At 72.6% G+C, this 22428-nt stretch carries 21 protein-coding genes and 1 pseudogene; 10 read left to right on the forward strand and 12 right to left on the reverse strand.

The features are described from left to right. The first annotated feature begins 824 nt into the window (after nucleotides 1–824). Both ACFP3V_RS09080 and ACFP3V_RS09085 read left to right on the forward strand, forming a co-directional pair. The gene (locus tag ACFP3V_RS09080; protein ID WP_380581736.1) at nucleotides 825–1526 is read left to right on the forward strand and encodes an ATP-binding cassette domain-containing protein; all 702 of its coding nucleotides are present in this window, start codon (nucleotides 825–827) and stop codon (nucleotides 1524–1526) included. After that, the gene (locus ACFP3V_RS09085) at nucleotides 1516–2181 is read left to right on the forward strand and encodes an ATP-binding cassette domain-containing protein (protein ID WP_380581738.1); all 666 of its coding nucleotides are present in this window, start codon (nucleotides 1516–1518) and stop codon (nucleotides 2179–2181) included. Before ACFP3V_RS09080 ends, ACFP3V_RS09085 begins: the two co-directional genes overlap by 11 nt. 3 nt (nucleotides 2182–2184) lie before the next feature. Here the strand turns inward: ACFP3V_RS09085 and ACFP3V_RS09090 are convergent, their stop codons facing one another. Beyond that, nucleotides 2185–2331, reverse strand: coding sequence for a LysM peptidoglycan-binding domain-containing protein (locus tag ACFP3V_RS09090; RefSeq protein ID WP_380581814.1), 147 nt, complete (start codon nucleotides 2329–2331; stop codon nucleotides 2185–2187). Nucleotides 2332–2428: 97 nt separating this feature from the next. Here ACFP3V_RS09090 and ACFP3V_RS09095 point away from each other — a divergent pair, with 97 nt between their 5' ends. Further along, complete coding sequence (locus tag ACFP3V_RS09095) at nucleotides 2429–3001, forward strand: hypothetical protein (RefSeq protein ID WP_380581824.1); 573 nt, start codon at nucleotides 2429–2431, stop codon at nucleotides 2999–3001. Here the strand turns inward: ACFP3V_RS09095 and ACFP3V_RS09100 are convergent. Further along, nucleotides 2965–3210, reverse strand: a pseudogene (locus tag ACFP3V_RS09100) (transglycosylase family protein); the annotation flags it as partial. The gene ACFP3V_RS09095 and the pseudogene ACFP3V_RS09100 overlap by 37 nt on opposite strands. Nucleotides 3211–3358: 148 nt before the next feature. Beyond that, entirely contained in the window at nucleotides 3359–4027 is a 669-nt protein-coding gene (locus tag ACFP3V_RS09105; protein ID WP_380581740.1) for a transglycosylase family protein, read from the reverse strand. 619 nt (nucleotides 4028–4646) lie between these two features. Between ACFP3V_RS09105 and ACFP3V_RS09110 the strand changes: the two genes are divergently transcribed. After that, nucleotides 4647–5462, forward strand: a complete 816-nt coding sequence (locus ACFP3V_RS09110; protein ID WP_380581742.1) for a hypothetical protein — start codon at nucleotides 4647–4649, stop codon at nucleotides 5460–5462. Nucleotides 5463–5508: 46 nt separating this feature from the next. Further along, nucleotides 5509–5808 (forward strand): hypothetical protein, encoded by a 300-nt coding sequence (locus tag ACFP3V_RS09115; RefSeq protein WP_380581744.1) that lies wholly within the window; start codon nucleotides 5509–5511, stop codon nucleotides 5806–5808. Nucleotides 5809–5955: 147 nt separating this feature from the next. On the opposite strand, the gene ACFP3V_RS09120 is transcribed toward ACFP3V_RS09115, so the two are convergent. The 5 genes from ACFP3V_RS09120 to ACFP3V_RS09140 are packed head-to-tail and all read right to left on the reverse strand — an operon-like array spanning nucleotide 5956 to nucleotide 11444. Then, a complete protein-coding gene (locus ACFP3V_RS09120; RefSeq protein WP_380581746.1) occupies nucleotides 5956–6897 on the reverse strand; it encodes an ABC transporter ATP-binding protein in 942 nt (313 codons plus the stop codon). Then, nucleotides 6887–7894, reverse strand: a complete 1008-nt coding sequence (locus ACFP3V_RS09125) for an ABC transporter ATP-binding protein (protein ID WP_380581748.1) — start codon at nucleotides 7892–7894, stop codon at nucleotides 6887–6889. Before ACFP3V_RS09125 ends, ACFP3V_RS09120 begins: the two co-directional genes overlap by 11 nt. Beyond that, a complete protein-coding gene (locus ACFP3V_RS09130; RefSeq protein ID WP_380581751.1) occupies nucleotides 7891–8778 on the reverse strand; it encodes an ABC transporter permease in 888 nt (295 codons plus the stop codon). Before ACFP3V_RS09130 ends, ACFP3V_RS09125 begins: the two co-directional genes overlap by 4 nt. Then, the gene (locus ACFP3V_RS09135) at nucleotides 8775–9758 is read right to left on the reverse strand and encodes an ABC transporter permease (protein ID WP_380581753.1); all 984 of its coding nucleotides are present in this window, start codon (nucleotides 9756–9758) and stop codon (nucleotides 8775–8777) included. Before ACFP3V_RS09135 ends, ACFP3V_RS09130 begins: the two co-directional genes overlap by 4 nt. 6 nt (nucleotides 9759–9764) lie before the next feature. Next, nucleotides 9765–11444, reverse strand: coding sequence for an ABC transporter substrate-binding protein (locus ACFP3V_RS09140; RefSeq protein ID WP_380581755.1), 1680 nt, complete (start codon nucleotides 11442–11444; stop codon nucleotides 9765–9767). A 250-nt stretch (nucleotides 11445–11694) separates the two neighbouring features. Between ACFP3V_RS09140 and ACFP3V_RS09145 the strand changes: the two genes are divergently transcribed. The 4 genes from ACFP3V_RS09145 (at nucleotide 11695) to ACFP3V_RS09160 (ending at nucleotide 17092) form a co-directional block, all read left to right on the forward strand. Beyond that, complete coding sequence (locus ACFP3V_RS09145) at nucleotides 11695–12702, forward strand: LacI family DNA-binding transcriptional regulator (protein ID WP_380581757.1); 1008 nt, start codon at nucleotides 11695–11697, stop codon at nucleotides 12700–12702. A gap of 268 nt (nucleotides 12703–12970) precedes the next feature. After that, nucleotides 12971–14938, forward strand: coding sequence for a cellulase family glycosylhydrolase (locus tag ACFP3V_RS09150; RefSeq protein ID WP_380581759.1), 1968 nt, complete (start codon nucleotides 12971–12973; stop codon nucleotides 14936–14938). Nucleotides 14939–14943: 5 nt separating this feature from the next. Then, entirely contained in the window at nucleotides 14944–15924 is a 981-nt protein-coding gene (locus ACFP3V_RS09155; RefSeq protein ID WP_380581762.1) for an acetylxylan esterase, read from the forward strand. Nucleotides 15925–16003: 79 nt separating this feature from the next. Next, on the forward strand, nucleotides 16004–17092 hold the full coding sequence (locus ACFP3V_RS09160) for an LCP family protein (RefSeq protein WP_380581764.1): 1089 nt from the start codon (nucleotides 16004–16006) through the stop codon (nucleotides 17090–17092). 28 nt (nucleotides 17093–17120) lie between these two features. Here ACFP3V_RS09160 and der read toward each other — a convergent pair whose 3' ends face one another. From der to ACFP3V_RS09180, 4 genes are all read right to left on the reverse strand, one after another. Further along, nucleotides 17121–18578 (reverse strand): ribosome biogenesis GTPase Der, encoded by a 1458-nt coding sequence (der, locus tag ACFP3V_RS09165; RefSeq protein WP_380581766.1) that lies wholly within the window; start codon nucleotides 18576–18578, stop codon nucleotides 17121–17123. A gap of 70 nt (nucleotides 18579–18648) precedes the next feature. After that, a complete protein-coding gene (gene cmk, locus ACFP3V_RS09170; protein WP_380581768.1) occupies nucleotides 18649–19350 on the reverse strand; it encodes a (d)CMP kinase in 702 nt (233 codons plus the stop codon). 195 nt (nucleotides 19351–19545) lie between these two features. Further along, nucleotides 19546–20628 (reverse strand): prephenate dehydrogenase, encoded by a 1083-nt coding sequence (locus ACFP3V_RS09175; protein ID WP_380581770.1) that lies wholly within the window; start codon nucleotides 20626–20628, stop codon nucleotides 19546–19548. 131 nt (nucleotides 20629–20759) lie between these two features. Next, nucleotides 20760–21890, reverse strand: a complete 1131-nt coding sequence (locus tag ACFP3V_RS09180; RefSeq protein WP_380581772.1) for a M24 family metallopeptidase — start codon at nucleotides 21888–21890, stop codon at nucleotides 20760–20762. A gap of 88 nt (nucleotides 21891–21978) precedes the next feature. On the opposite strand from ACFP3V_RS09180, the gene ACFP3V_RS09185 reads away from it, so the two are divergent. Then, nucleotides 21979–22323: a DUF952 domain-containing protein gene (locus tag ACFP3V_RS09185; protein WP_380581774.1), complete on the forward strand. Its 345-nt coding sequence runs from the start codon at nucleotides 21979–21981 to the stop codon at nucleotides 22321–22323. The last annotated feature ends 105 nt before the right edge of the window (nucleotides 22324–22428 follow it).

Below are 22428 nucleotides of genomic sequence, written 5' to 3' on the forward strand. Positions count from 1 at the left end.
CACTGACCCCCCCTCGGATCCTCTCCCCCGCCCCGTCGGGCGGCCTCGCCCGCAGGGGCGGCGGCCGTCCGTCCCCGGCAGGGGGCACACCCGCGCGGCGCACCGCGCCCGCACCCCCGACGTCACGGCGGCCAGGCACCCCGCCGGGCCATGCCCCCGGGCACACTCCCCCATCGCCGGCCACGCGCGAGCGGAGGGCGGCGCACCAGCCAGACAGCCGGCGGACGGCGACCCCCGGTGGGCAGGACTCATCCGCGTCCGAACCGCCCGGCGCCCAGNACCAGCCAGACATCCCACGGACGGCGACGCCCCGTGCGCCGGGCGCACCCACGCCGCACACCACATCCACACCCCCGCGGACGCAGCGGCCAGGCACCCCGCCGGGCCATGCCCCCGGGCACACTCCCCCATCGCCGGCCACGCGCGAGCGGAGGGCGGCGCACCAGCCAGACAGCCGGCGGACGGCGACCCCCGGTGGGCAGGACTCATCCGCGTCCGAACCGCCCGGCGCCCAGCCGCAGTCCACGGTGCCGGGTGCCGCCTCCGGCGCATCCACACCGCCACGCACGCCGGCGCAGCCGCCGGGCACTCCGCCCGGCGAGACCGTCCTTCCCGCCGGGGCTGCGAGGGGGCCCGAGACCCCCACGGCCGGTCCCACAGGACGGGGGCCCAACCTGCCCGCCGACGCGGCGCAGCCGCCCGGCGCCCCGCCTGCCCTCCCTGCCGGGGAAGCGAGCGCACCCGGGGGCGGCGCTCCGTCGACGCCGGGGCCGCCCGCCGGGGCGGCGCAGCCGACGGGGAGGCCGGGACGCGTACGGCCGGGGGTGAAGGGGCAGCCGCGGCGGGCCCCGCTCGTCGCCGAAGGCGTCGTCCGGCGGTTCGGCGGCGTGGTCGCCGTCGCCGGGGTCAGCCTGAGCGTTCCGCCCGGCGCGGTCACCGGGCTCGTCGGGGCCAACGGCGCCGGCAAGAGCACCCTGTTCGACTGCCTCAGCGGGGCCGCCACCCCGGACGCCGGACGCGTCCTCCTCTCCGGACGTGACGTCACCACCCTCCCCGCCCACCGCCGCGCCCGCCTCGGGCTGCTCCGCGGCTTCCAGCAGATCGCGGTCTTCCCCGGCCTCACCGTCGGCGACAACATCCGCCTCGGCGCCGAACAGGCCGGACGCCGACGCGTCGCCGATCCCGTCGCCGCCACCGACCAGGCGCTGCGCACCCTGGGGCTCACCCACCTGCGCGACCACCCCGCCACGGACCTGCCCACCGGGACCCTGCGCCTGGTCGAGCTGGGGCGTGCCCTCGCCGCCGCGCCCGCGGTCCTGCTGCTGGACGAGCCCGCCGCCGGGCTCGACCGCGCCGAGACGGAGCGGCTGACCGCCCTGCTCCGCCACCTCGCGGACGACGGGCTGGCGCTCCTCCTCGTCGAGCACGACCGCGACCTGGTCGACCGGATCGCCGACCGCGTCTGCCTCATGACGAACGGTCAACTCCTCACGCCGGCCGCACCGGTGGCCGCCCATGGCGCTTGAGATCGCCCTGCGCGCCGCCAGGGTCCGCTACGGCCCGCTGGAGGCCCTGCACGCGCTGGACCTGCCGATCGCCAGAGGCGCTCTGACGGTCCTGCTCGGCCCCAACGGCAGCGGCCGCAGCAGCGCGCTGGGCGCGCTCGCGGGATCGGTGCGGCTGCACGGCGGACACGTCGAGTGGTACGGGGGCGGCGACACGCCCCGCGTCGTGACCCGGATGCCCGCGTACCGGCGCGCCACCGAACTCGGCCTCACCCTGCTGCCGGCGACCCGCGCGGTCTTCCCCGACCTCGACGTCGCGGAGAACCTGCGGCTGCTCGGCAGTCCTGACGGTGCGTCAAGCCTCTTCCCGGAGCTCGTGCCGCTGCGCGGCCGCATCGCCGGGACGCTGTCGGGCGGGGAGCAGCGGATGCTGGCACTCGGCTGCGCGCTGACCGGCCCGTCGCGGCTGCTGCTCCTGGACGAGCCCGGTCTCGGCCTCGCGGAGGAACCGCTGGCCCGGGCCCGAGCGGCGATGGCGGACGCGGTCGCGGCGGGCCGGACGGTGGTCGTGGCGGAGCAGACGCTTCCGCCGGGCCTCGCCGCGGACCTCGTCTACGTGCTGCACCGGGGGAACCTCGCGGCCGCGGGCGAGCCGGGCACGCTGCCGCTCCCCTGAGCCTCAGCGCAGCCGCAGCACGGTACCGAGCCGCAGGCGGTCCGGATCACGCCCGACGACCTGGCGGTTGCGCTGGTACAAGGCGGTCCAGCCGCCGGGGAGATGGAAGCGCGCGGCGATCTTCGACAGCGTGTCCCCGGACTGCACCACGTAGCTGGCCGGCACCGAGGTCGGCCCGGGCGTCGGCCCCGTGGGCCGGGGGCTCGGCGTCCCGGCTGTCGGCCCGGGCTGCGGGGTGGAGGTCCTCGTGGGCCGCGCGGTCGGCTTCGCCGAGGGCGACGTGCCGGGCCCAGCAGTCACGGTCGGCCTCCCCGAGGGCATGCTCGTGGGTCGCACCGTGGGGGTCGCGGCCGGCTTCGCCGACGCGCTCGGCTTGGCCGACGGCACCGCCGTCGGCGGCCCGGTCGGCCGTACCGTCGGAGGCGCGGCCGTCGGCTTCGCCGAGGTACTCGCCGTGGCCGAGGGCCTGCCCGTCGGCCTCACCGGAGGCTTGGCCGTGGGCACCGCCGTCGGGGCCGCGCTTGTCGGCTTCGCCGACGTACTCGGTCCCGCCGAAGGCCTGCTCGTCGGCCCGCTCGTCGGCCTGCCTGTCGGCCGCGGCGTCGGTGTGGCAGGGGGCCTCGGCGTCCGGGTCACGGTCGGCGTGGGCGTCGGCTTCCCCGACGGGGTGGGGCGTGGCGTGGGAGTCGGGGTCGGGCGGCCGGTGAGGCCCAACTGGCGGGAGCAGGACGGCCACGCGCTCCAGCCCTGCCACGACAGGATCTTCTCCGCCACCGCGATCTGCTCGCCCCTGGTGGCCAGGTCGGGCCGTTTCGCGTAGCGCAGACCGCCCGCCTCGCGCCACGTCTCGACGCTGATCTGGAGGCCCCCGTAGTACCCGTTCCCGGTATTCACGTGCCACCGGCCCGAGCTCTCGCACATGGCGAGCCGGTCCCACACCGATGTCGAGACGGCGTCAGCCGCCAGCCGCGGTGCCGCGCACACGAGCAGCGCCGCACCGGCGACGATGACTTTCCTGGCTATGCCCATGCCATCTGACGCTAGGTCAGACAATCCGACGAATCGCCTGCGCTCACCCCCGCGACACGCACAGGACCACCCGAACGCCGCAGCGCGGCACCCCCGTCGAGAAGGGAACCGCGCTGCGAGTCTGGGAGAACGGCGACGTGACTGTGCGTCAGACGTTCAGGTGCTGACCCGGGAAGATCAGGTTCGGGTTGCCGCCGATGACGGCCTTGTTCTTGGCGTACAGCGCCTTCCAGCTCTCGCCGTACTTGGCGGCGATCTTGCTCAGCGTGTCGCCGGACTTCACGGTGTAGCCGCCCTTGGCGCTGCTCGCAGCGCCGTTGCCGACCGACTTCTTCGTCGTGCCCTGGCTGCTCGAGCCGGTGCTCGTCTTCGTGGAGCTCTGCTGGTAGCCGGACGACGTGCTCTTGTGCGCGGTGGTGCTGCTGGAAGCGGTGGACACGTTGGCCGCCGCGCCGCCCCGGGTGAGGCCGGCCTTCACCGAGCAGACCGGCCAGGCGCCGGGGCCCTGGGAGGCCAGCACCTTCTCGGCCACGGCGATCTGCTGGCCCTTGGTGGCCAGGTTCGCGCTGGACGCGTAGGCGCCGCCGCCGTAGGCCAGCCAGGTGCTCTTGGTGAACTGCAGGCCACCGTAGAAGCCGTTGCCCGTGTTGATGGACCAGTTACCGCCCGACTCGCACTGGGCGACCCTGTCCCAGGTGGAGACGGAGGCGGCGCTGGCGGAGGTCGCGGTGGCCAGGCCGGCGATCACGGGGGCGGCGACCACGGCGCCGGTCACGGCGGCGATGCGGACGCGGGTCTTCGACGGACGGAAGTTCATGAGATCCCTCTCGACAGCCCCGGGCAGGTCTCCCGCGGACGGCCGCCCCGCGCACTCCTCAGGTGCGCCGGCGGTCCGGACTCCGCGGCCTCGCTTCCGGACGGTCGGCCGCACTTCGGGCGGACCGGCACGTCCGGGGTCTCCCGCCACTCGCCGCCTGCCTGTCTTCCTCCGCTCGGGGAGGTGCAGTCGGCGGGCACGGCCCGTGGACGACCACGGACCGCGCAGAGGCGGGTGAACCCGGGTGGCGCTCGTTGCGCCGGGTTCGAACGTAGGCAAGGGCCGTGCCAGTCCCAAACCCCCGCGAATTCGCGCAGTTCGCACGGGCGTTACCGCCAGTACGCCGCCTCGGGAACACGGCAGGATGTCCGTTTTGCCCGCCCGGTGAGCTCCGAGTTCCCGGATTTCGCCCCGAATTCCGTGAAACGGACCACAGTTGACGGCATGTGAGCTGCCGCACAGTTCGACGCACCGTCACCGGCCGACCGCCCGCGGTCACTCGAACTGTGCGCTCGCCGTGAACACATGGCCCGGAACCGTGACCCCGAGCACATCCGGCCCGTTTGTCATGACGCGACTTACTGCGACCTGTGAGACCAAGGAGCTTCGAGTGCAGTGCATGATCGACGTCAGCGACGAGGTCCGCGCCGAGATCGGTGACGACGAGGCGGACCGGCTGGTGCAGGGAGACTCGGCTCCCCACCGTTACGACTGCACGTCATGCCGGGCCCCGGGCGACATCACCGTGGACCCGACAGCGACCGTCCTCTTCGTCGGCGAGGAGACCGCGGTCCTCGCCTTCGCCCACAGCCGCTGCATCCCCTCGCAGGTGGTGCCCGTGGCGGAGGAGCAGTTGCAGGGCGCGATGGCCGGAGTCGCCACCGGCGCACCGGCGTTCGAGCAGCCCTACCCGACCGTGCCGCCGCCCGCTCCGGCGCCGGACACCGCCCAGCCGGCGGTGCTGGGCGTGACCTGCGGCCTGGTGCTGTGCCAGCAGGGCCGCTGGGCCGGCCAGCCCCGGGCCGCGGTGGTGATCGAGCCCACCGGGCCGGTCGGCCGTCCCGGGATGCTCGTCGGCGAGGACGCGTTCCTGGAGCTGCTGGGTGACCACGGCTTCGCCATGGTCACGGACGTGGACGTGCCCCCGGCCACGCTGCCCGGCTGGTCGGTGCTGATGGCCATGGGCCAGCTGCACGCCATCCTGCAGCCGGTCCCCGGCGGCAGCCCGGCCGCCTGGTGGCGGGCGCACTCCCCGCTCCAGGTCACCGACGCCTGGCGCTCGGCGGCGCGGCAGCACTCCGAGGTCCTGGTGCTGGCGGCCCCGGCGGGCAGCATCGGCCGCCAGCCGCGCGAGGACCTGCTCCGCCTCGCCCTGGACCAGGCGGCCCGGGCCGGCGTGCTGACCGGCGCGGTCATGCCGCTCGCGGGGACCTGACCGCGAGCACCCGCATCCGTGCGGACGCTGAATCGTTGGACAGTACGTGACCTTCGACTACTTCCCCCCGCCCCGCCGGGAGGCCGACTGGGTCCGCGTGCCCCAGCCCGCCGCGTCCGGCTACCAACCCACCCAGGTGCTCACGCCTCAGGCGGCGGCGCCCCCGCGGGCGGAGGGGACGCCGATCTACGACGCGCTGTACGAGGAGTTCCGGCGCCTGTTCCGCACGCTGCCCGGCGACCGGGCGGGCGAGGAGAACCTCCAGTTCCGCGGCTTCTCCGCTCCGAGCGGCGGCCGCCACCGAGTCGTCTCCTCGTACCTGTCCCTCACGGCTGGGGCGCCCTGAGGGGCGCGAGGATCCCCCACCCTTAGGCGGGAGGTGCCCCAGCGCGAGCAACACACCACCGGGGAGGTCCGACCTCATCTGCGGGACGAACCTCCGCGAGTGGTGCGTTCCTCGCGCTGGGGGCACCTCCCGCCCCTCAGGGCGCGCCTATCGGGCGTTCGCCACCTGAACGCAGCGCACCGTGTGTCCCGGGCCGACCTGCTGCACCCGAACGGGCCTGGCGCACGCGGCCGTTGCCAGGGGACAGCGCCCACGGAAGGCGCAGCCCTCATCCCGGGGCGGCTGCGCCCCCCGCGCCGTGGAAGGTGCGACCGCCCCGCCCGAGCGTCCGCGCGCCGCCGCGGCCAGCAGCTGCGTGTAGGGGTGACGCGGCGTCAGGATCACGTCGTCGCTGGGGCCGTGTTCCACGACACGCCCGCGGTACATCACCATCACCTCGTCCGAGAAGTGCCGCGCCGTGGCCAGGTCGTGCGTGACGTAGAGCAGGGCCAACTGCCGCTGCCGGCGGGCCCGGTCGAGCAGGTTCAGGATCTCCAGCCGGATCGAGACGTCCAGCATCGACACGGGCTCGTCCGCCAGAAGCACCCGCGGCTCGGTCGCCAGCGCCCGCGCGATGGCGACCCGCTGCCGCTGGCCGCCGGACAGTTCGTGGGGGCGCTTGCGGGCCACGTCCCCGGCCGGGACCAGGTTCACCGACTCCAGCAGCTGCGCCACCGCCGCGTCCGCCTCCCCGCCCCTGCGGGCGCGGTGCGTCGCGAGCAGCGGACGGCGTAGGTGGTGGTCCACGGTGTGCGCGGGGTTGAGCGAGGCGAAGGGGTCCTGGAAGACCATCTGGACCGCTCGTCGGTACTCCTCCCCGGAGACCTTCTCCCTCCCCTCCAGCCGCACCGAGCCTGCCGTGTGCCTGACCAGCCGCGAGAGGGCGCGCACGACCGTGGACTTGCCGCTGCCGCTCTCGCCGACCAGGGCGAGCGTGTCCCCCGCCCGCAGCGACAGCGACAGCGCGTCCACCGCGCGGAACGGGCGGCCGCCGCGGCCGGGGTAGTCGACCGTCAGGTTCCGTACCTCGAGGGCGGGTTCAGTGCTCACCGACGACAGCTCCCTCCAGATGGCAGGCCGCGCTGCGGCCGGCTCCCACGTCCCGCAGGACCGGATGCGTGCTCCGGCACGGCTCGAAGGCGTGCTCACAGCGGTCCACGAAGGGGCAGCCCTCCAGCGGCAGCCGCAGGTCCGGCGGGGAGCCGGGGATGCCGCGCAGTTCGCGCCGCGGACCGAGCAGGTCGGGGAAGGACCGCAGCAGGCCCTGCGTGTAGGGGTGGGCGGGCCGCGCCGCCAGTTCCGCCGCGGGGGCGTACTCGACGACCTCTCCGGCGTACATGACCGCCAGCCGGTCGCTGACGTCCAGCAGCAGCCCGAGGTCGTGCGTGATGAAGACGACGCTGAATCCCAGCCGCTCCCGCAGCCGTTCGACCTCGTCGAGGATCTCGCGCTGCACCACGACGTCCAGCGCCGTGGTCGGCTCGTCCATGACGACGATCTCCGGGTCCAGCGCCAGCGCCATCGCGATCACTACGCGCTGCCGCATGCCGCCGGACAGCTCGTGCGGGAAGCTGCGCAGCCGGGCCGGGTCGATGCCGACCATCTCCAGCAGCTCCGCGGACCGCTCCGCCCGCTGCCGCGCGGTCATCGCGGGTCGGTGGGCGCGGAAGATGTCGTGGAACTGCTTCCCCACGCTCGTCACCGGGTTGAGGGCGTTCATCGCGCTCTGGAACACCATGGAGAGCTTGTTCCAGCGGAAGGTGCGCAGTTCCTCCCCCTCCAGCGCTAGCAGGTCGGTCTCCTTCCCTTCCCGGTCCCGGTAGAGCACCCGGCCTGCGGTGAGCCGGGCCGGGGGCTTGAGCATCCGGGTCACCGCGTAGGCCAGCGTTGACTTGCCGCAGCCCGACTCGCCCGCGATGCCGAGGAGTTCGCCGCGCCGCAGTTCCAGGCTGACGTCGCGGACGGCCCGCGTCGGCCGCTCCCCCGCGTACTCGACGCTGACGCCCTCGACCCGCAGCACCGTCCCGCGCTCGTCCGTGGGGCTCATGACGACCTCCGCAGCCGGGGGTTGAGCACCTCGTCGAGCCCGAAGTTGACCAGCGCCAGGGCGGCGCCGACCAGGGCGATGCACAGCCCCGGCGGCACGAACCACCACCAGGAGCCGCCTGACAGCGCCTCCGCGTTCTGCGCGAAATACAGCATGTTGCCCCAGGTGAGGTCGAGCGGGTTCTCCAGGCCGAGGAAGGCCAGGCCGGCCTGGGTGAGGATGGCGAAGATCACCGCGAAGATGAACTGCGAGACGATGATGGCGAGTTCGTTGGGCAGGATCTCGACCAGCACGATCCTGGTCCGGCTCTCCCCGTAGAGCCGGGCCGCCAGCACGTAGTCGCGGCTGCGCAGGGAGAGCGTCTGCGCCCGGAGCACCCGGGCCGAGGCCGCCCAGCTGGTCAGCGCGATGATCAGGATGGTGGCCGGCTGGCCGCCGCCCTTGGCGTAGGAGGCGACGACGATGACCAGCGGCAGTCCGGGTATCACCAGGAAGACATTGCTGAGCAGGGACAGCAGCTCGTCGGCCCAGCCGCCGAGGAAGCCGCCGCCGATGCCGATGACGATGGAGACGGCGGTGGCGACCAGCCCGGCCACGACGCCGATCAGCAGCGAGCCCCGGGTGGACACGACAAGCTGGTCCAGCACGTCCTGGCCTATCTGGGTGGTGCCCAACCAGTGTGCGGCGGAAGGTCCTTGGCCCAGATCGGTGCTGGTGGCCTGAGGGTCCCCGGCGAAGAGCGGACCGATCAGGCCGAACAGCGCGAAGAACAGCAGCACGCCGAGGCCGAGCCGCAGCCGCCGGGAGCGCAGCGCGCCGCGCAGGCGGCCGCGCGTGCCGGCGGCAGGGACCGGGGCGAGGGTGGAGACGGCGGTTGCGGTCATCGGGCCTGCCTTGTCCGGGGGTCGACGAAGCCGTAGAGCAGGTCGACCAGGAAGTTGGCGGCGAGCACGGCGAGCGTGATCACCAGGAACACGGCCTGCATCAGCGGGTAGTCGTTGTTGTTGACGGCGGTGAGCAGGGTGTAGCCCATGCCGGGGTAGGAGAAGACGATCTCCATGACCAGGGAGCCGCTGATCACGAAGCCCAGTGAGATGGCGAAGCCGGCGGCCGAGGGCAGCACCGCGTTGCGGGCGGCGTAGCCCAGCATCACGGTGCGCGGACGCAGGCCCTTGGCCTCGGCGGCGGCGACGTAGTCCTCGGCCAGGGTGGAGACCATCATGTTGCGCATGCCGAGCAGCCAGCCGCCGACCGAGCTGAGCACGATCGTCAGCGCGGGCAGCAGGGCATGGCCGAGGGCCGAGGTGAGGAAGGCCCCGTTGAAGCCGATCTCGGTGCTGGGGTCGTAGCCGCCGTTCTGCGGGAACACCGGCCACACCTCGGTGAACAGGTAGAGCAGCAGCAGGGCCAGCCAGAAGTACGGCACGGCGGTGAGGAAGGTGGTGGCGGGCACCAGGCCGTCGAGCCAGGTGCCGCGCTTCCATCCGGCGACGGTGCCCAGGGTGAGCCCGATCACCACGCTGATCACGGTGGCCAGGCCGACCAGGACCACCGTCCACAGGATGCAGCCGCGCAGCACCGTGGTGACCGGCGTCGGGAAGTAGCTGATGGACAGTCCGAACTTCAACTGGGCGACCGAGACCAGGTAGTCCCAGTACTGGACCAGCAGGTTGCCGTGGCCGAGCCCGAGCATCCGGGCCACGGCGTCGTGCATGCCGTCGGGGACCGGTCCCTGTTGCTGCAGCCGGGAGAGGATGATCTCCACGGGGTCGCCCGGGATCAGCCGCGGCAGGAAGAAGTTGAGGGTCAGCGCGAGCCAGGCCGCGACGGCGTAGAAGCCCAGCTTGCGGAGCAGGTAGCGCATGCGGGCCTACTTGGCGGTGACGGGCTCGAGCCGCATGGCCACCCAGCCGGCGTCGGGGAAGAGCCAGACGGAGGGTGCGGCGTACGGGTTGTCCGCGGTCGGGAAGCCCTTGACGTTGTTGCCGTTGAACTCGGCCTCGTTCTGGGCGTCCATCAGCGGGATCAGCGGCATGTCCTTGACGAACTGCTGCTGGATCTTCGCGAACCAGGTCTTCTGCTGGTTGACGTCGGTGGTGGCGCCGATGCGGTCCAGCGCCTCGTCGACGACGGCGGACTTGTAGCGGCCGTAGTTGCCGCCGGTGGTCTGCTGGCCGATGGGCTTGGCGATCCGACTGTCCAGCATCTGCGCGTAGTAGGCGCGCGGGTCGGGGGTGTACCCGTAGTTGCTGAGCAGCATCTCGAAGTTGCCCGACGCCTGGTCCGCCGCCCAGGTGTTGTACGCCTCGGCGGTGACCTTCAGCTCGATGCCGGCCTTCTTCAGCTGCTGCTGCGCCAGTTGGTCGATGGACAGGTAGTCGGTCCAGCCGGAGACGGTCTTCACGGTGATGCTGAGCCGCTTGCCGTCCTTGGCCCAGTAACCGTCGGAACCGCGGGTGTAGCCGCTTGCCCTGAGGTATGCGTCCACCTTTTCCTGGCCGGTCTCGAAGCTGGTGGGAACGGAACTGTCCTGGATCGATGAGTAGTTGGGGAGCAGCAGGGCGGAGGGGTTGGTGGCGGGGGCCTGGCCGTCGTAGACGGACCTGCTCATGAAGTCCCGGTCCACGGCCGCGCTGATCGCCTTGCGGACGTTGGGGTCGGCGGTCGGCCCCTGGGCCGCGTTGGGGACGAAGAACGTGACCGCGAGCGGGATGTTGACCAGGGTGAACTTGGGGTCCTTGGCCAGGTAGTTCTTCTGGATGTCCGGGATGAACCCGCCGGACCAGTCGGTCTTCCCCGAACTGATGGCGGCGTCGATGCTGTTGTTGCCGTTGAAACCGAGGTAGCGGATCTCCTTGAACTTCGGATAGCCGGCGAAGTAGTAGTCCTTGCGCGCCGCGAGCGTGAGCACGCTGGTGGCCACGGACTTCACGGTCCACGCCCCGGTGCCCACCGGCTTGCTGTTGAGCGTGGTGGTGCGCTGGTCGACGGGGATGGCGGACCAGACGTGCCTGGGCAGGATCAGCGTCTTGCCCAGGACGAAGTACTCCTTGGTGTAGGCGGGTTGGCTGAACTTGAGCACGACGCCGTCGCCGCCCTCGGTGGCGACGGAGGACAGCGGCAGGCCGTAGGCGTTGAGCGCCTGGCTGTCGATGGCGTTCTGGAAGCTGAACGCGACGTCGTCGGGGGTGAGCGGCTGCCCGTCGCTCCACTTCACCCCGGAGCGGATCTTGATGTGCAGGGTGGTGCCGCCATCGGCCCAGCTGAAGCTGGTGCCCAGCCAGGGGTGGACGTCGCCTGCCTTCATCGTGTTGTAGAAGAACAGCGGCTCGTAGATGAGGCCGTCGGTGGCCTGCATCTGGTTGGGCGAGAAGGGGTTGAAGTTGGCCGTGAAGGTGTTGGCCCCGGTGGCCACGGTCAGGACACCCTGCTGCACCGAGGCGGAGGGGCCCTTGGACCCGGCACTCCCACCGCAGGCGGCGAGGGCCCCGGAGAGGGCGAGGACGGCGGCGGCGGCGAGCAGACGGCGGCGTCTGGGCGTTGCAGGCATGGGCATGGCAAGCGTGGGCATGGAAGTCCCCTGGAGGCGTGGCGGGTTGACGACAGGGCAGAGCTGCGTCGCTCGACGGCCGCAGGTGGTCCGCACACCGGGCAGCCGGAGCCGACAGGGTCTGGCGCCGAAAACGTAGGTCGGTGCTGACGGACTGTCAATGCCCCTGTATTGATTTTCTGCGGACCCCGCGCGGATACTGCTGAACCGGTTTTGTGAAATCCCCAGGCCATCCCGGACAAGGAGCCCCGTGAAGCGACCCACCATGCAGGACATCGCAGCCCGCGCCGGGGTGACCAAGGCCGCGGTGTCCTTCGCCCTGAACGGCCGCCCGGGCGTGTCCGAGCCGACGCGCAGACGCATCCTGGCGATCGCCGACGAACTCGGCTGGCAGCCGAGCGCCGCGGCGGTGGCACTGTCGGACGGCCGCGCGGACGCCTTCGGCCTGGTGGTGGACCGCCCGGCGAGCACGCTGGGCCTGGAGCCCTACTTCATGCAGCTGATCTCCGGCATCCAGTCCGAACTGTCCACCACGGCAACGCCGTTGCTGTTCACCATGGCCGAGGACCAGCAGGCCGAGCTGGCCACCTACCGGTCGTGGTGGGCCCGCCGGCGGGTGGACGGAGTTTTCCTGGTCGACATGCGCGACCCCGACCCCCGGGTGCCGGTGCTGACCGAACTCGGCATGCCGACCCTGGTCATCGGCTCCCCGGCGACGGCCGGCGGCCTGCCCGCCATCTGGCACGACGACGCCGCCGCGGCCCGGACCGTCCTGGCCCACCTGACCGGACTCGGCCACCGCCGCATCGGCCGCGTCAGCGGGCCCGAGCAGCTGCACCACACCCGCGTCCGCGGCGACGCCTTCGCGGCGGGCGCGGCGGAGCTGGGCCTGGAGTACGTGACGGTGCCCGCCGACTACAGCGGCGAGGCCGGCGCGCAGGCGACCCGCGCCCTGCTCTCCCGCGACCCGCGCCCGACGGCGATCGTGTACGACAACGACGTCATGGCCCTGTCCGGTCTCACGGCGACGCAGAGCCTGGGCCTGTCCGTGCCGGGCGACGTCTCCCTCGTCGCCTGGGACGACTCCGCGCTCTGCGGCCTGGTCAACCCGCCCCTGACCGCGCTCAGCCGCGACATCGCCGCGTACGGCGCGCACGCCGCCCGCCAGCTTCGCGCGCTCGCCGCGGGCACGCCCGTCGGCGACCTCCAGGACCCCGCCCCCCTCCTCATCCCCCGCGGCAGCACGGGGCCCCTTTAGGGGCGCGGTGAACTGCGCGAGTAACACACCACGCGCGGAGGTTCGACCCTGATTGCAGGCCGGACCTCCGCGAGTGGTGTGTTGCCCGCGCAGTTCACCGCGCCCCCGGGGGGTTCCATGGCTAATCCGGTTTATCGAATTTCCGTCGAAGGCCGCACAGGGGGTTGTCACTAAACCGGTGCAGTGCTTCCATGGCTCCACCTCGGGTCCGAACCGTCCGCAGCGGTCCCGGTCGTCGCGTCACCCGCTCTTCCGAGGAGAATCCGCCATGCACCGCAACTCCCCCCGCCTGCCGGGCACTTCATGGCTCGGGGCCAACTTCTGGTCCCGGGCCGGCGGCCCGCTCATGTGGCGGGGGTACCAACCCCACGTCGTCGACGAGGAGTTGGCCGTCCTCAAGGCCCACGGGCTCAACCTCACCCGGTCCTTCTTCTACTGGCCCGACTTCATGCCCGCCCCCGACCGCGTGGACGAGGAACTCTGCGCCCACTACGCCGACTTCCTGGACCGCCACCAGGCCCACGGGCTCCGGACCGTGCCCACGTTCATCGTCGGGCACATGTCCGGCGAGAACTGGGACCCCGTCTGGCGCAACGGGCGCGACCTCTACACGGACGTGTGGATGGTCGGCCGCCAGGCCTGGTTCGCCAAGGAGATGACCCGTCGTTTCAAGGATCACCCCGCCGTCGCCGCGTGGCTGGTCACCAACGAGATGCCGATCTACGGCGCACGGGAGACCGCCACTCCGGAGACCGTCTCCGCCTGGTCCGAGGCCATGGTCAACGCCGTCCGCGCCGCCGGGGCCACCCAGCCCGTCAGCCTCGGCGACGGGGCCTGGGGCCTGGAGAACTCCGGGCACGACAACGGCTTCCGGCTCCGGCACAGCGCCGAGGTCTGCGACTTCCTCGGCCCGCACGTCTACCGCATGGAGGACGACCCGGTCCGCCAGCACCACGCCGCCGCCTGGGCCTGCGAGCTCAGCAGCACCTTCGGGCTGCCCGTGGTGCTGGAGGAGTTCGGCGTCTCCAGCGACTTCGTCTCCGGGGCCAACGCCGCCCACTACTACCGGCAGGTCCTGCACAACTCCCTGCTGGCCGGCGCCACCGGCTGGGTCGCCTGGAACAACACCGACTACGACGACCTGGCCCACCAGCCGCCCTACCTGCACCACGCCTTCGAGATGCACTTCGGCCTGACCGACCGTCACGGCCGGGCCAAGCCCCAGCTTCTCGAGATGCGGCGGTTCGGCGAGCTGCTGGACCGGATCGACGCTCCGCGCGTCCGCCGCGCCGACTCCGACACCGCGCTGGTGGTCACCTCCTACCTGGACACGCTCTACCCCTTCACCCGGGCCGAGGACCGGGCCGCCGCGCACACCGTGCTGCGGCAGGCATGGGTCTCCGCCCGGCTCGCGGACGCGCCGCCCGCGCTGACCCGCGAGAGCGAGGGGCTCGCCGAAGGGGCCCGGCTCTACCTGGTCCCCTCGGTCAAGCAGCTGCTCTCCCCCACCTGGTACCAGCTGGAGGAGCGTGCCCGCGCCGGGGCCACCGTCTACGTCTCCTACTCCCCCGGCAGCCACGACGAGCAGCGCGGTCCCTGGTACGCGCACCTCGACGAACTGTTCGGCGTGCAGCACCAGTTGGAGTACGGCCTGGTCAACCCGATCGAGGACGAGGAGGTCGAGTTCACGCTGACCCGGCCCTTCGGCACCCTGGCCGAGGGCGCGGTGCTCCGCTTCCGTGCCGCCGGGGACGCCAACTGGCGCGTCTTCCTCCCCGTCGTCCCCACGGACGCGGAAGTGCTCGCCGAGGACGCCCGCGGCCGACCGGCCCTGCTGCTGCGCCGGGTGGGCGAGGGCAGCGTCGTGCTCTGCACCTATCCCATCGAACAGATGGCCGCGGCGACCCCGCACGTCAACCCCGAGGACACCAGCACCCTCTACGACGCCCTGGCCGCCCATGCCGGGGTGCGCCGACCGGTCAGCGTCGCCGACCCGCGCGTGGCCGTGGACCGACTGGTGCACGAGGACGGCCGCCAGTTCGTCTTCCTGGTGAGCCAGACCCGCACCGAACTGACCGTCAAGCCCTCCCTCGCCGAAGGCGGTTCGCTACGGACCCTCGACGGCACACCCGCCGACCAGCTGCCCCTTCCCCCGTACGGGGTCTTCGTGCTCGAATGGCATCCCCTCACGACTCCCCTCATGCCGACGGAATCCACCACGACCGACCGGAGCTGACCCCTGTGGCGCTGACCGACCTTCCCTACGCCGAGCTCGTCGACTACCGGCCCGAGGTGCCGGAACCCGCTGACTTCGACGCCTTCTGGGACCGTACGCTCACCGAGGCCCGCGCACACGCGAACGACCCCGTGCTCACCCCTGTGAGGGACACGTTCCTGACGGCCGTTGACGTGTTCGACGTTCGTTTCCCCGGCTGGAACGGCGAACCCGTCGCCGCCTGGCTGCTGCTGCCCAAGGGCGCCACCGATCCGCTGCCGGTGATCGTCAAGTACATCGGCTACAGCGGCGGCCGCGGCCTGCCCACCGACCACCTGCTGCCGCCGGCCGCGGGCTACGCCCACCTGGTGGTGGACAGCCGCGGCCAGGGCCAGGACACCCCGGACCGGGGCGAGGGCACCGGCACCCAGTGGGTCGAGGGCTTCATGACCCGCGGCATCGACGACCCGCACCACCACTACTACCGCCGCCTGATCACCGACTGCGTCCGGGCCGTGGACGCGGTCCGGAGCCTGCCGCAGATCGACCCCGCCCGGGTCGTCGTCTCCGGCGGCAGCCAGGGCGGCGGGCTCAGCCTGGCCGTCGCCGGCCTGGCCGGGGACCTGGTCGCCGCCGCGCTGCCGGACGTCCCGTTCCTGTGCTACTACCGTCGCGGCGCGGACATCTGCGACGCCGGCCCCTACGTCGAGCTGGCCAAGTACCTGCGCTGGCACAGCCGGGAGAAGGTGGAGCAGACCTTCGCCACGCTCGACTACTTCGACGGCGTCCACTTCGCCACCCGGGCCAGCGCACCGGCCTTGTTCAGCGTCGGCCTGATGGACCCGATCTGCCCCCCGTCCACCGTCTACGCGGCCTACAACCGCTACGCCGGACCGGCCGAGATCAGCGTCTGGCGCTACGCCGACCACGGCGGCGGCTACGGCTCCTCGGCCCCCGTCCAGCTGGCCTGGCTGGACCGCAACGGGCTCTCACCCAAGGAGAGCTGACGCTCCGTAGACCCGTGTGGCAGCATGTGGGCTGCGCCGTCGCCCGGCGCAGCCCAGTCGTCACGGGAGGGGAGCCCGGATGGCACGCGAGAAGGGCCCGAAGCGGGAGCGCAGGCCGCGCACGCGGGGGCAGAAGATCCGGCGGGGGATCCTGATCGGCGTCGCCGTCGCGGTCGCCGTCACGGGGGGCGTGGCCGCCTGGGGCTACACCCACCTGCAGGGGAACCTGAAGAGCATCGACATCGACAAGGCCGTGGGCCCGGACCGCCCGGCCCAACTCCCCAGCGGCGGGCAGGACATCCTCGTCCTGGGCTCCGACTCCCGTTCCGGGCTCAACGGCGACGTCATCGGCCAGCACGAGGACATCGGCGCCCGCTCCGACACGGCCATGGTGGTGCACATACCCAAGGGCCGGAACAGCGCCGTCGTGGTCAGCATCCCCCGCGACACCCTGGTGGACCGGCCCGCCTGCACCACTCCGCAGGGCAGGCAGCTGCCGGCCGCCCACGGGGTCATGTTCAACTCGATCTTCAGCGTGGGCGGCCCGCCCTGCACGGTCAAGGCCGTGGAGAAGATGACCGGCCTGCGCATGGACCACTATGTGGAGATCGACTTCTCCGGCTTCAAGGGCCTGGTCGACGCCATGGGCGGGGTGGACATCACCGTGCCGCAGGCGATCCACGACAAGTACACCAACCTGGACATCCCCGCCGGGACCTCCAAGCTCGACGGCACCCAGGCCCTCGCCTTCGTGCGCACCCGATACAGCGTGGGCGACGGCAGCGACCTCGGCCGGATCCAGATGCAGCAGCAGTTCCTGTTCTCGGTGCTGACCCAGCTGCGCGCGAGCGACGCGCTCACCGACCCGGTCAAGCTCTACCGCATCGGCGACGCCGCCACCCGCGCCATCACGACCGACTCCGACCTGGGCTCGCTCACCAGCCTGCTGGACTTCGTCCGCAGCATGAAGGGGCTCAACGCCGGCACCCTGCAGACCGTGATGATGCCGGTCGTCTACGACACCGCGCACTACGGCCGGGTGGACCCGGCCCAGCCGCAGGACTCCGAGCTGTGGCAGGCGCTGCGGAACGACCGGCCGATCCCAGCCTCGGCGAGGACCTCCCCCGCCCACGGAACCGTCAACACCGGTACCGCGAACGGGGGCTGACCCTGCGTCAGGCCGGGCTGGCAGGCCGTCACTTCTTGCGCTGGTTGCGCTTCTCGCGCACCCGCACCGAGATGGAGATCGGCGTGCCGACGAAGCCGAACTCCTCACGCAGCCGGCGCTCGATGAAGCGCCGGTACCCGGCCTCGATGAAGCCGGAGGCGAAGAGCACGAACCGCGGCGGCTTGGTGCCGGCCTGGGTGCCGAACAGGATGCGCGGCTGCTTGCCGCCGCGGACCGGGTGCGGGTGGGCGGCGACCAGCTCACCGAGGAAGGCGTTGAGGCGGGCGGTGGGGACGCGGGTCTCCCAGCCCTCCAGCGCGGCCTCGATCGCGGGGACCAGCTTCTCCATGTGGCGGCCGGTCTTCGCCGAGACGTTGACCCGGGGCGCCCACTGGACCTGCACCAGGTCCTGTTCGATCTCGCGCTCGAGGTAGTAGCGGCGCTCCTCGTCGATCTTGTCCCACTTGTTGTAGGCGATCACGACGGCGCGGCCGGCCTCGACGGCCATGGAGATGATCCGCGTGTCCTGCTCGGCCAGCGTCTCGCTGGCGTCGACCAGGACGACGGCGACCTCGGCCTTCTCCAGCGCGGCGGCGGTGCGCAGCGAGGCGTAGAAGTCCGCGCCCGCGGTCTGGTGCACCCGGCGGCGGATACCGGCGGTGTCGATGAACTTCCAGGTCTTGTCGCCGAGGGTGATCAGCTCGTCCACCGGGTCGCGCGTGGTGCCGGCCAGCTCGTTGACGACGACCCGGTCCTCCTTGGCCACCTTGTTCAGCAGCGAGGACTTGCCGACGTTCGGACGGCCGATCAGCGCCACGCGACGCGGGCCGCCGAGGATCTGGTCGCCGTCGAAGGTCTGCTTCGGCGCCTGGGGCAGCTTGTCCAGCACGGCGTCCAGCAGATCGCCGGAGCCGCGCCCGTGCAGCGCGGAGACGGGGAACGGCTCACCGAGGCCGAGCGACCAGAGCATCGCCGCGTCCGCCTCGCCCTGCTGCCCGTCCACCTTGTTGGCGGCCAGCACGACCGGCTTGCCGGACCGGCGGATCAGCTTGACCAGCGCCTCGTCCGTGTCGGTGGCCCCGACGGTGGCGTCCACGACGAACAGCACGGCGTCCGCGCTGCGGATGCCGAGCTCGGCCTGCGCGGCGACCAGGCCGTCCAGGCCGAGCGCGTCGATCTCCCACCCGCCGGTGTCCACCAGCTTGAAGCGGCGCCCGTTCCAGGCGGCCTCGTACTGCACCCGGTCCCGGGTGACGCCGGGCCGGTCCTCGACGACCGCCTCACGGCGGCCGATGATCCGGTTCACCAGCGTCGACTTGCCGACGTTGGGTCGGCCGACGACGGCCAGCACCGGCAGCGGCCCGGACTCGGCCTCGCCGAGGTCGCCGACCTCGTCCGGGTCGAAGCCCTCTTCGGCGGCGAGCTCCATGAACTCGGCGTACTCCGCCGCGTCCAGCTCGCCGTGTCCGACGTTCTCAGTGGTCATGTGCCCGTGCCAACTTCCGGTATCGGTGCGTCAAAGCAAAAGTCTGTGGGGTGGCGGCGGCCGGTGCAGCTCAGTGCAGCCGCGCGCCGGCGCGCTCACGCGCCAACTCGATGATGCGAACGACGACCTGCTCCGGCGTCAGCTCGCTGGTGTCCACCTCGACGGCGTCGTCCGCCTTGCGCAGCGGCGCGGTGGCCCGCCCGGAGTCGGCGGCGTCGCGGCGGTTGATGTCCGCGAGGATCGCGGCGACCTGGTGCGGCTCGCTGATGCCCAACTGGGCGGCGCGGCGCTTGGCCCGGGTCTCGGCGGAGGCGGTGAGGAAGACCTTGAGGTCGGCGTTCGGGAAGACGACCGTGCCCATGTCCCGCCCCTCGGCGACCATGCCGCGCGACGCAGCGGCCGCGGAGTCCCGCTGCAGCTCGACGAGCCGGGCCCGCACCTCGGGGACGGCGGAGACGGCGGACACCGCGGCGGTCACCTCGGGCCCCCGGATCGGCCCGGAGACGTCCTGCCCGTCCACGGTGATGGTCGGCCCGGAGGCGTCCGTGCCGGAAACGATCACCGGCTTCTCGGAGGCGAGGGCGACCGCGTCGGCGTCGTCGACGTCCACGCCGTTGCTGAGCAGCCAGTAGGTCATGGCCCGGTACATGGCGCCGGTGTCGAGGAAGCTCAGGCCCAGCCGCGCGGCGATCTCCCGGGAGACGGTGGACTTACCGGTGCCCGCAGGCCCGTCGAGCACGACGACAACAGGCGCGTACGCGTCCGCGTTCACCACAGGGTTCCTCTTCGTTCTCGGCGGCAGTCCGGGGCATTCCCCCATTAAGGTTACCGGCCCGGTGGGGAGCGCGAGGACTCCGCGGAACGAGCGGCCACGGAGCCCCTCAGGGGCGCGAGGATCCCCCACCCTTCGGGCGGGAGGTGCCCCCAGCGCGAAGGGTGGGGGATCCTCGCGCCCCTGGCGGGGCTTCTACCGCAGGCTCCAGCCGTTCGCCCGGAGGGCGTCTTCGAGGGACCGCGCCGCCCGCGGCGCCACGCTGAGGCGGACGAAACCGGCCTGCTGGCCGGTGCTGTGCTCGATGTCGACATCCTCGATGTTGATCCCCGCCCGGCCCGCGTCCGCGAACAGCCGGGCCAGCTCGCCCGGCTGGTCCCCGATCAGGACCGAGACCACCTCGTACCGCGTGGGCGGAGCCCCGTGCTTGCCCGGGATGCGTGCCCGGCCCGCGTTCCCCCGGCGCAGCACGTCCTCGACGACGCCCGCGCCGGACTCCCGCTTGGCCTCGTCCGCCGCCGCCAGCTCCCGCAGGCCCGCGACCGCCGTCCCCAGATCCGCGGCCAGCTCCTCCAGGATCCCGGCCACCACCGCCGCGTTCGCGCTCAGGATGTCGACCCACATCCGCGGGTCCGAGGCCGCGATCCGCGTGGTGTCGCGGATGCCGGGGCCGGCCAGCCGCACCGCGCTCTCCTCGGCGTCCGTCAGCCGCGCCGCGACCAGCGACGCGATCACCTGCGGCGTGTGCGAGACGAGCGCGACGGCCCGGTCGTGGGCCGCGGCGTCCATCACCACCGGCACCGCCCCGCACAGGGCGACCAGCTCCAGAGCCGCGTTCAGGGTCTCCGTGTCCGTGTCCTGAGTGGGCGTCAGCACCCAGGTCCGCCCCTCGAACAGGTCCGCCCGCGCCGCCAGCGGGCCGTTGCGCTCGGCACCGGCCATCGGGTGGCTGCCGATGTAGTGGACGGTGTCGCAGCCCAGCGCCACGACGTCCTGGCGGGGGCCCTCCTTCACCGACGCCACGTCGGTGTAGTGGCGGGCCAGCCCCTCCGCCTGGGCAGCGGCCAGGACCCGGCCGACGAGCGCGGGCGGGACGGCGATGATCGCCAGGTCCACCGGGGTCACCGGAGGCTCGACCGTGCCCGCGCCGAGCGACGCCGCCGTCCGGGCCGCGTCCTCGTCGGCGTCGCGCAGATGGACCGCGACCCCCCGGGCGCTGAGCGCCAACGCTGCGGAGGTGCCGATCAGTCCGGTGCCGATCACGACGGCGGTACGCATCTCGCGGTCCTCGTGCGCCCGAAGGGTGGGAGAGTCCCGGCGGCCGATCGGGTCGTGGCGCAGTCCGATCCGATCGGCGGTGCCGGCACCCCCGACCGTACCCCCACCAGCGGGTACGGCCGCGGGCGGTCTCAGCTGGCGGGCAGCACCCGCAGGTCACGGCTCGTCAGGTTGAGCCGCTCCCCGCCGGTTTCGGTGCACACGACGATGTCCTCGATCCGGGCGCCGAAGCGTCCCGGCAGGTAGATGCCCGGTTCGATGGAGAAGGCGTGGCCCGGCTCCAGCTTCCGCGCCGAGCCGGAGACGATGTACGGCTCCTCGTGCGTCTCCAGCCCGATGCCGTGGCCGGTGCGGTGGACGAAGTACTCGCCGTACCCGGCGGCGGCGATCAGGTCGCGGCCGACGGCGTCCAGTTCCTCGGCGGTGATGCCGGGGGCCACGGCGTCGCACTGGGCCTTCTGCGCGGCCAGCAGGACGTCGTAGAGGTCCAGGTACTCCTGCGGCGGCTGGACGTCCCCGGCCACGTAGTTGCGGGTGGAGTCGGAGCAGTAGCCGGACGGCATGGTGCCGCCGATGTCGACGACGACCGGCTCGCCCGCCCGGATCACCCGGTCGGAGACCTCGGCGTGCGGGCTGGCCCCGTTGGGCCCGGAGGCGACGATGACGAAGTCGGCCCGGACGTGGCCCTCCTCGACGATGGCGTCGGCGATGTCCTTGCCGACCTCCGCCTCGGTGCGGCCGGGACGGAGGAAGTCCTGGACCCGGGAGTGCACCCGGTCGATCGCCTCGGCGGCCTCCAGCAGCGCCGCCACCTCGGCCGGGGACTTGCGCGCCCGCAGCTCGCCGAGCACGGTCCCGGCCAGCGCCTGCTCGGCGCCGGGCAGGGCGTCCCGGAAGGCGAGGACCTTCTCGGCCCACATGTGGTTGTCCAGGCCCACCCGCCCGAGCGAGCGGCCGAGCCGGGAGGCGACGAGGGCGTAGGGGTCGTCCGTCTCGCGCCAGCCCACGATCTCGATGCCGAGCCCGGCCACCGGTGAGGCCTCGGCGGCGGGGACCTCGAGCAGCGGCACGACCAGGAAGGGATCGCCTTCGGCGGGGGCCACCAGGCAGGTCAGCCGCTCCAGCGGCAGCGCCTCGTAGCCGGTCAGGTAGCGCAGGTCGGGGCCGGGCGAGACCAGCAGGACGTCCAGGCCCGCTTCGGCGGCGGCCCGCTGGGCGCGGACCACGCGGTCCGCCGGGTACAGGTTCGCATCGTGTGCCATGGCCCCAAGTCCACCACGGCCACCGGCCCTTGGCACGCGCGCTCCGGTGCCTCTACTCGGCGGCGCGTCCGTGCTGTACAAAAAGGACATGCTCTTCCACCTCACGCCCCTCGACGCCTGGCTGGAACACCCGGACCGGCCCTACACCACGGCCTCGCTGGCGGCGGAGGGCTTCATCCACTGCTCGCCGGACGAGGAGACCCTGCTGTCGGTCGCCAACCAGCACTTCGCGACCGCCCCCGGCCCGCTGATGGCGCTGCTGATCGACGAGGACGCGCTGGACTCCCCGGTGCGCTGGGAACCGGCCTCCGACCGCGGCGGCGAGCTCTTCCCGCACGTCTACGGCCCGGTCAACCGCAGCGCCGTCGCCGGCATGCTGGAGGTCGTCCGGGACCCGGACGGGCGGTGGGCGAAGCTCGCCGCGTGGAGCTGACCGCCCGTCACGCCCGCTGATTCACACGTGTTTTACCTTTCGCACCCTGTCGGCGCGCTGTGAACCGTGCCAGTCTTGGCTCGCTCTACGCGCGTCCGCAACCAC

The organism is Streptacidiphilus monticola (assembly GCF_042658505.1).
GTDB classification, from domain to species: Bacteria; Actinomycetota; Actinomycetes; order Streptomycetales; family Streptomycetaceae; genus Streptacidiphilus; species Streptacidiphilus monticola.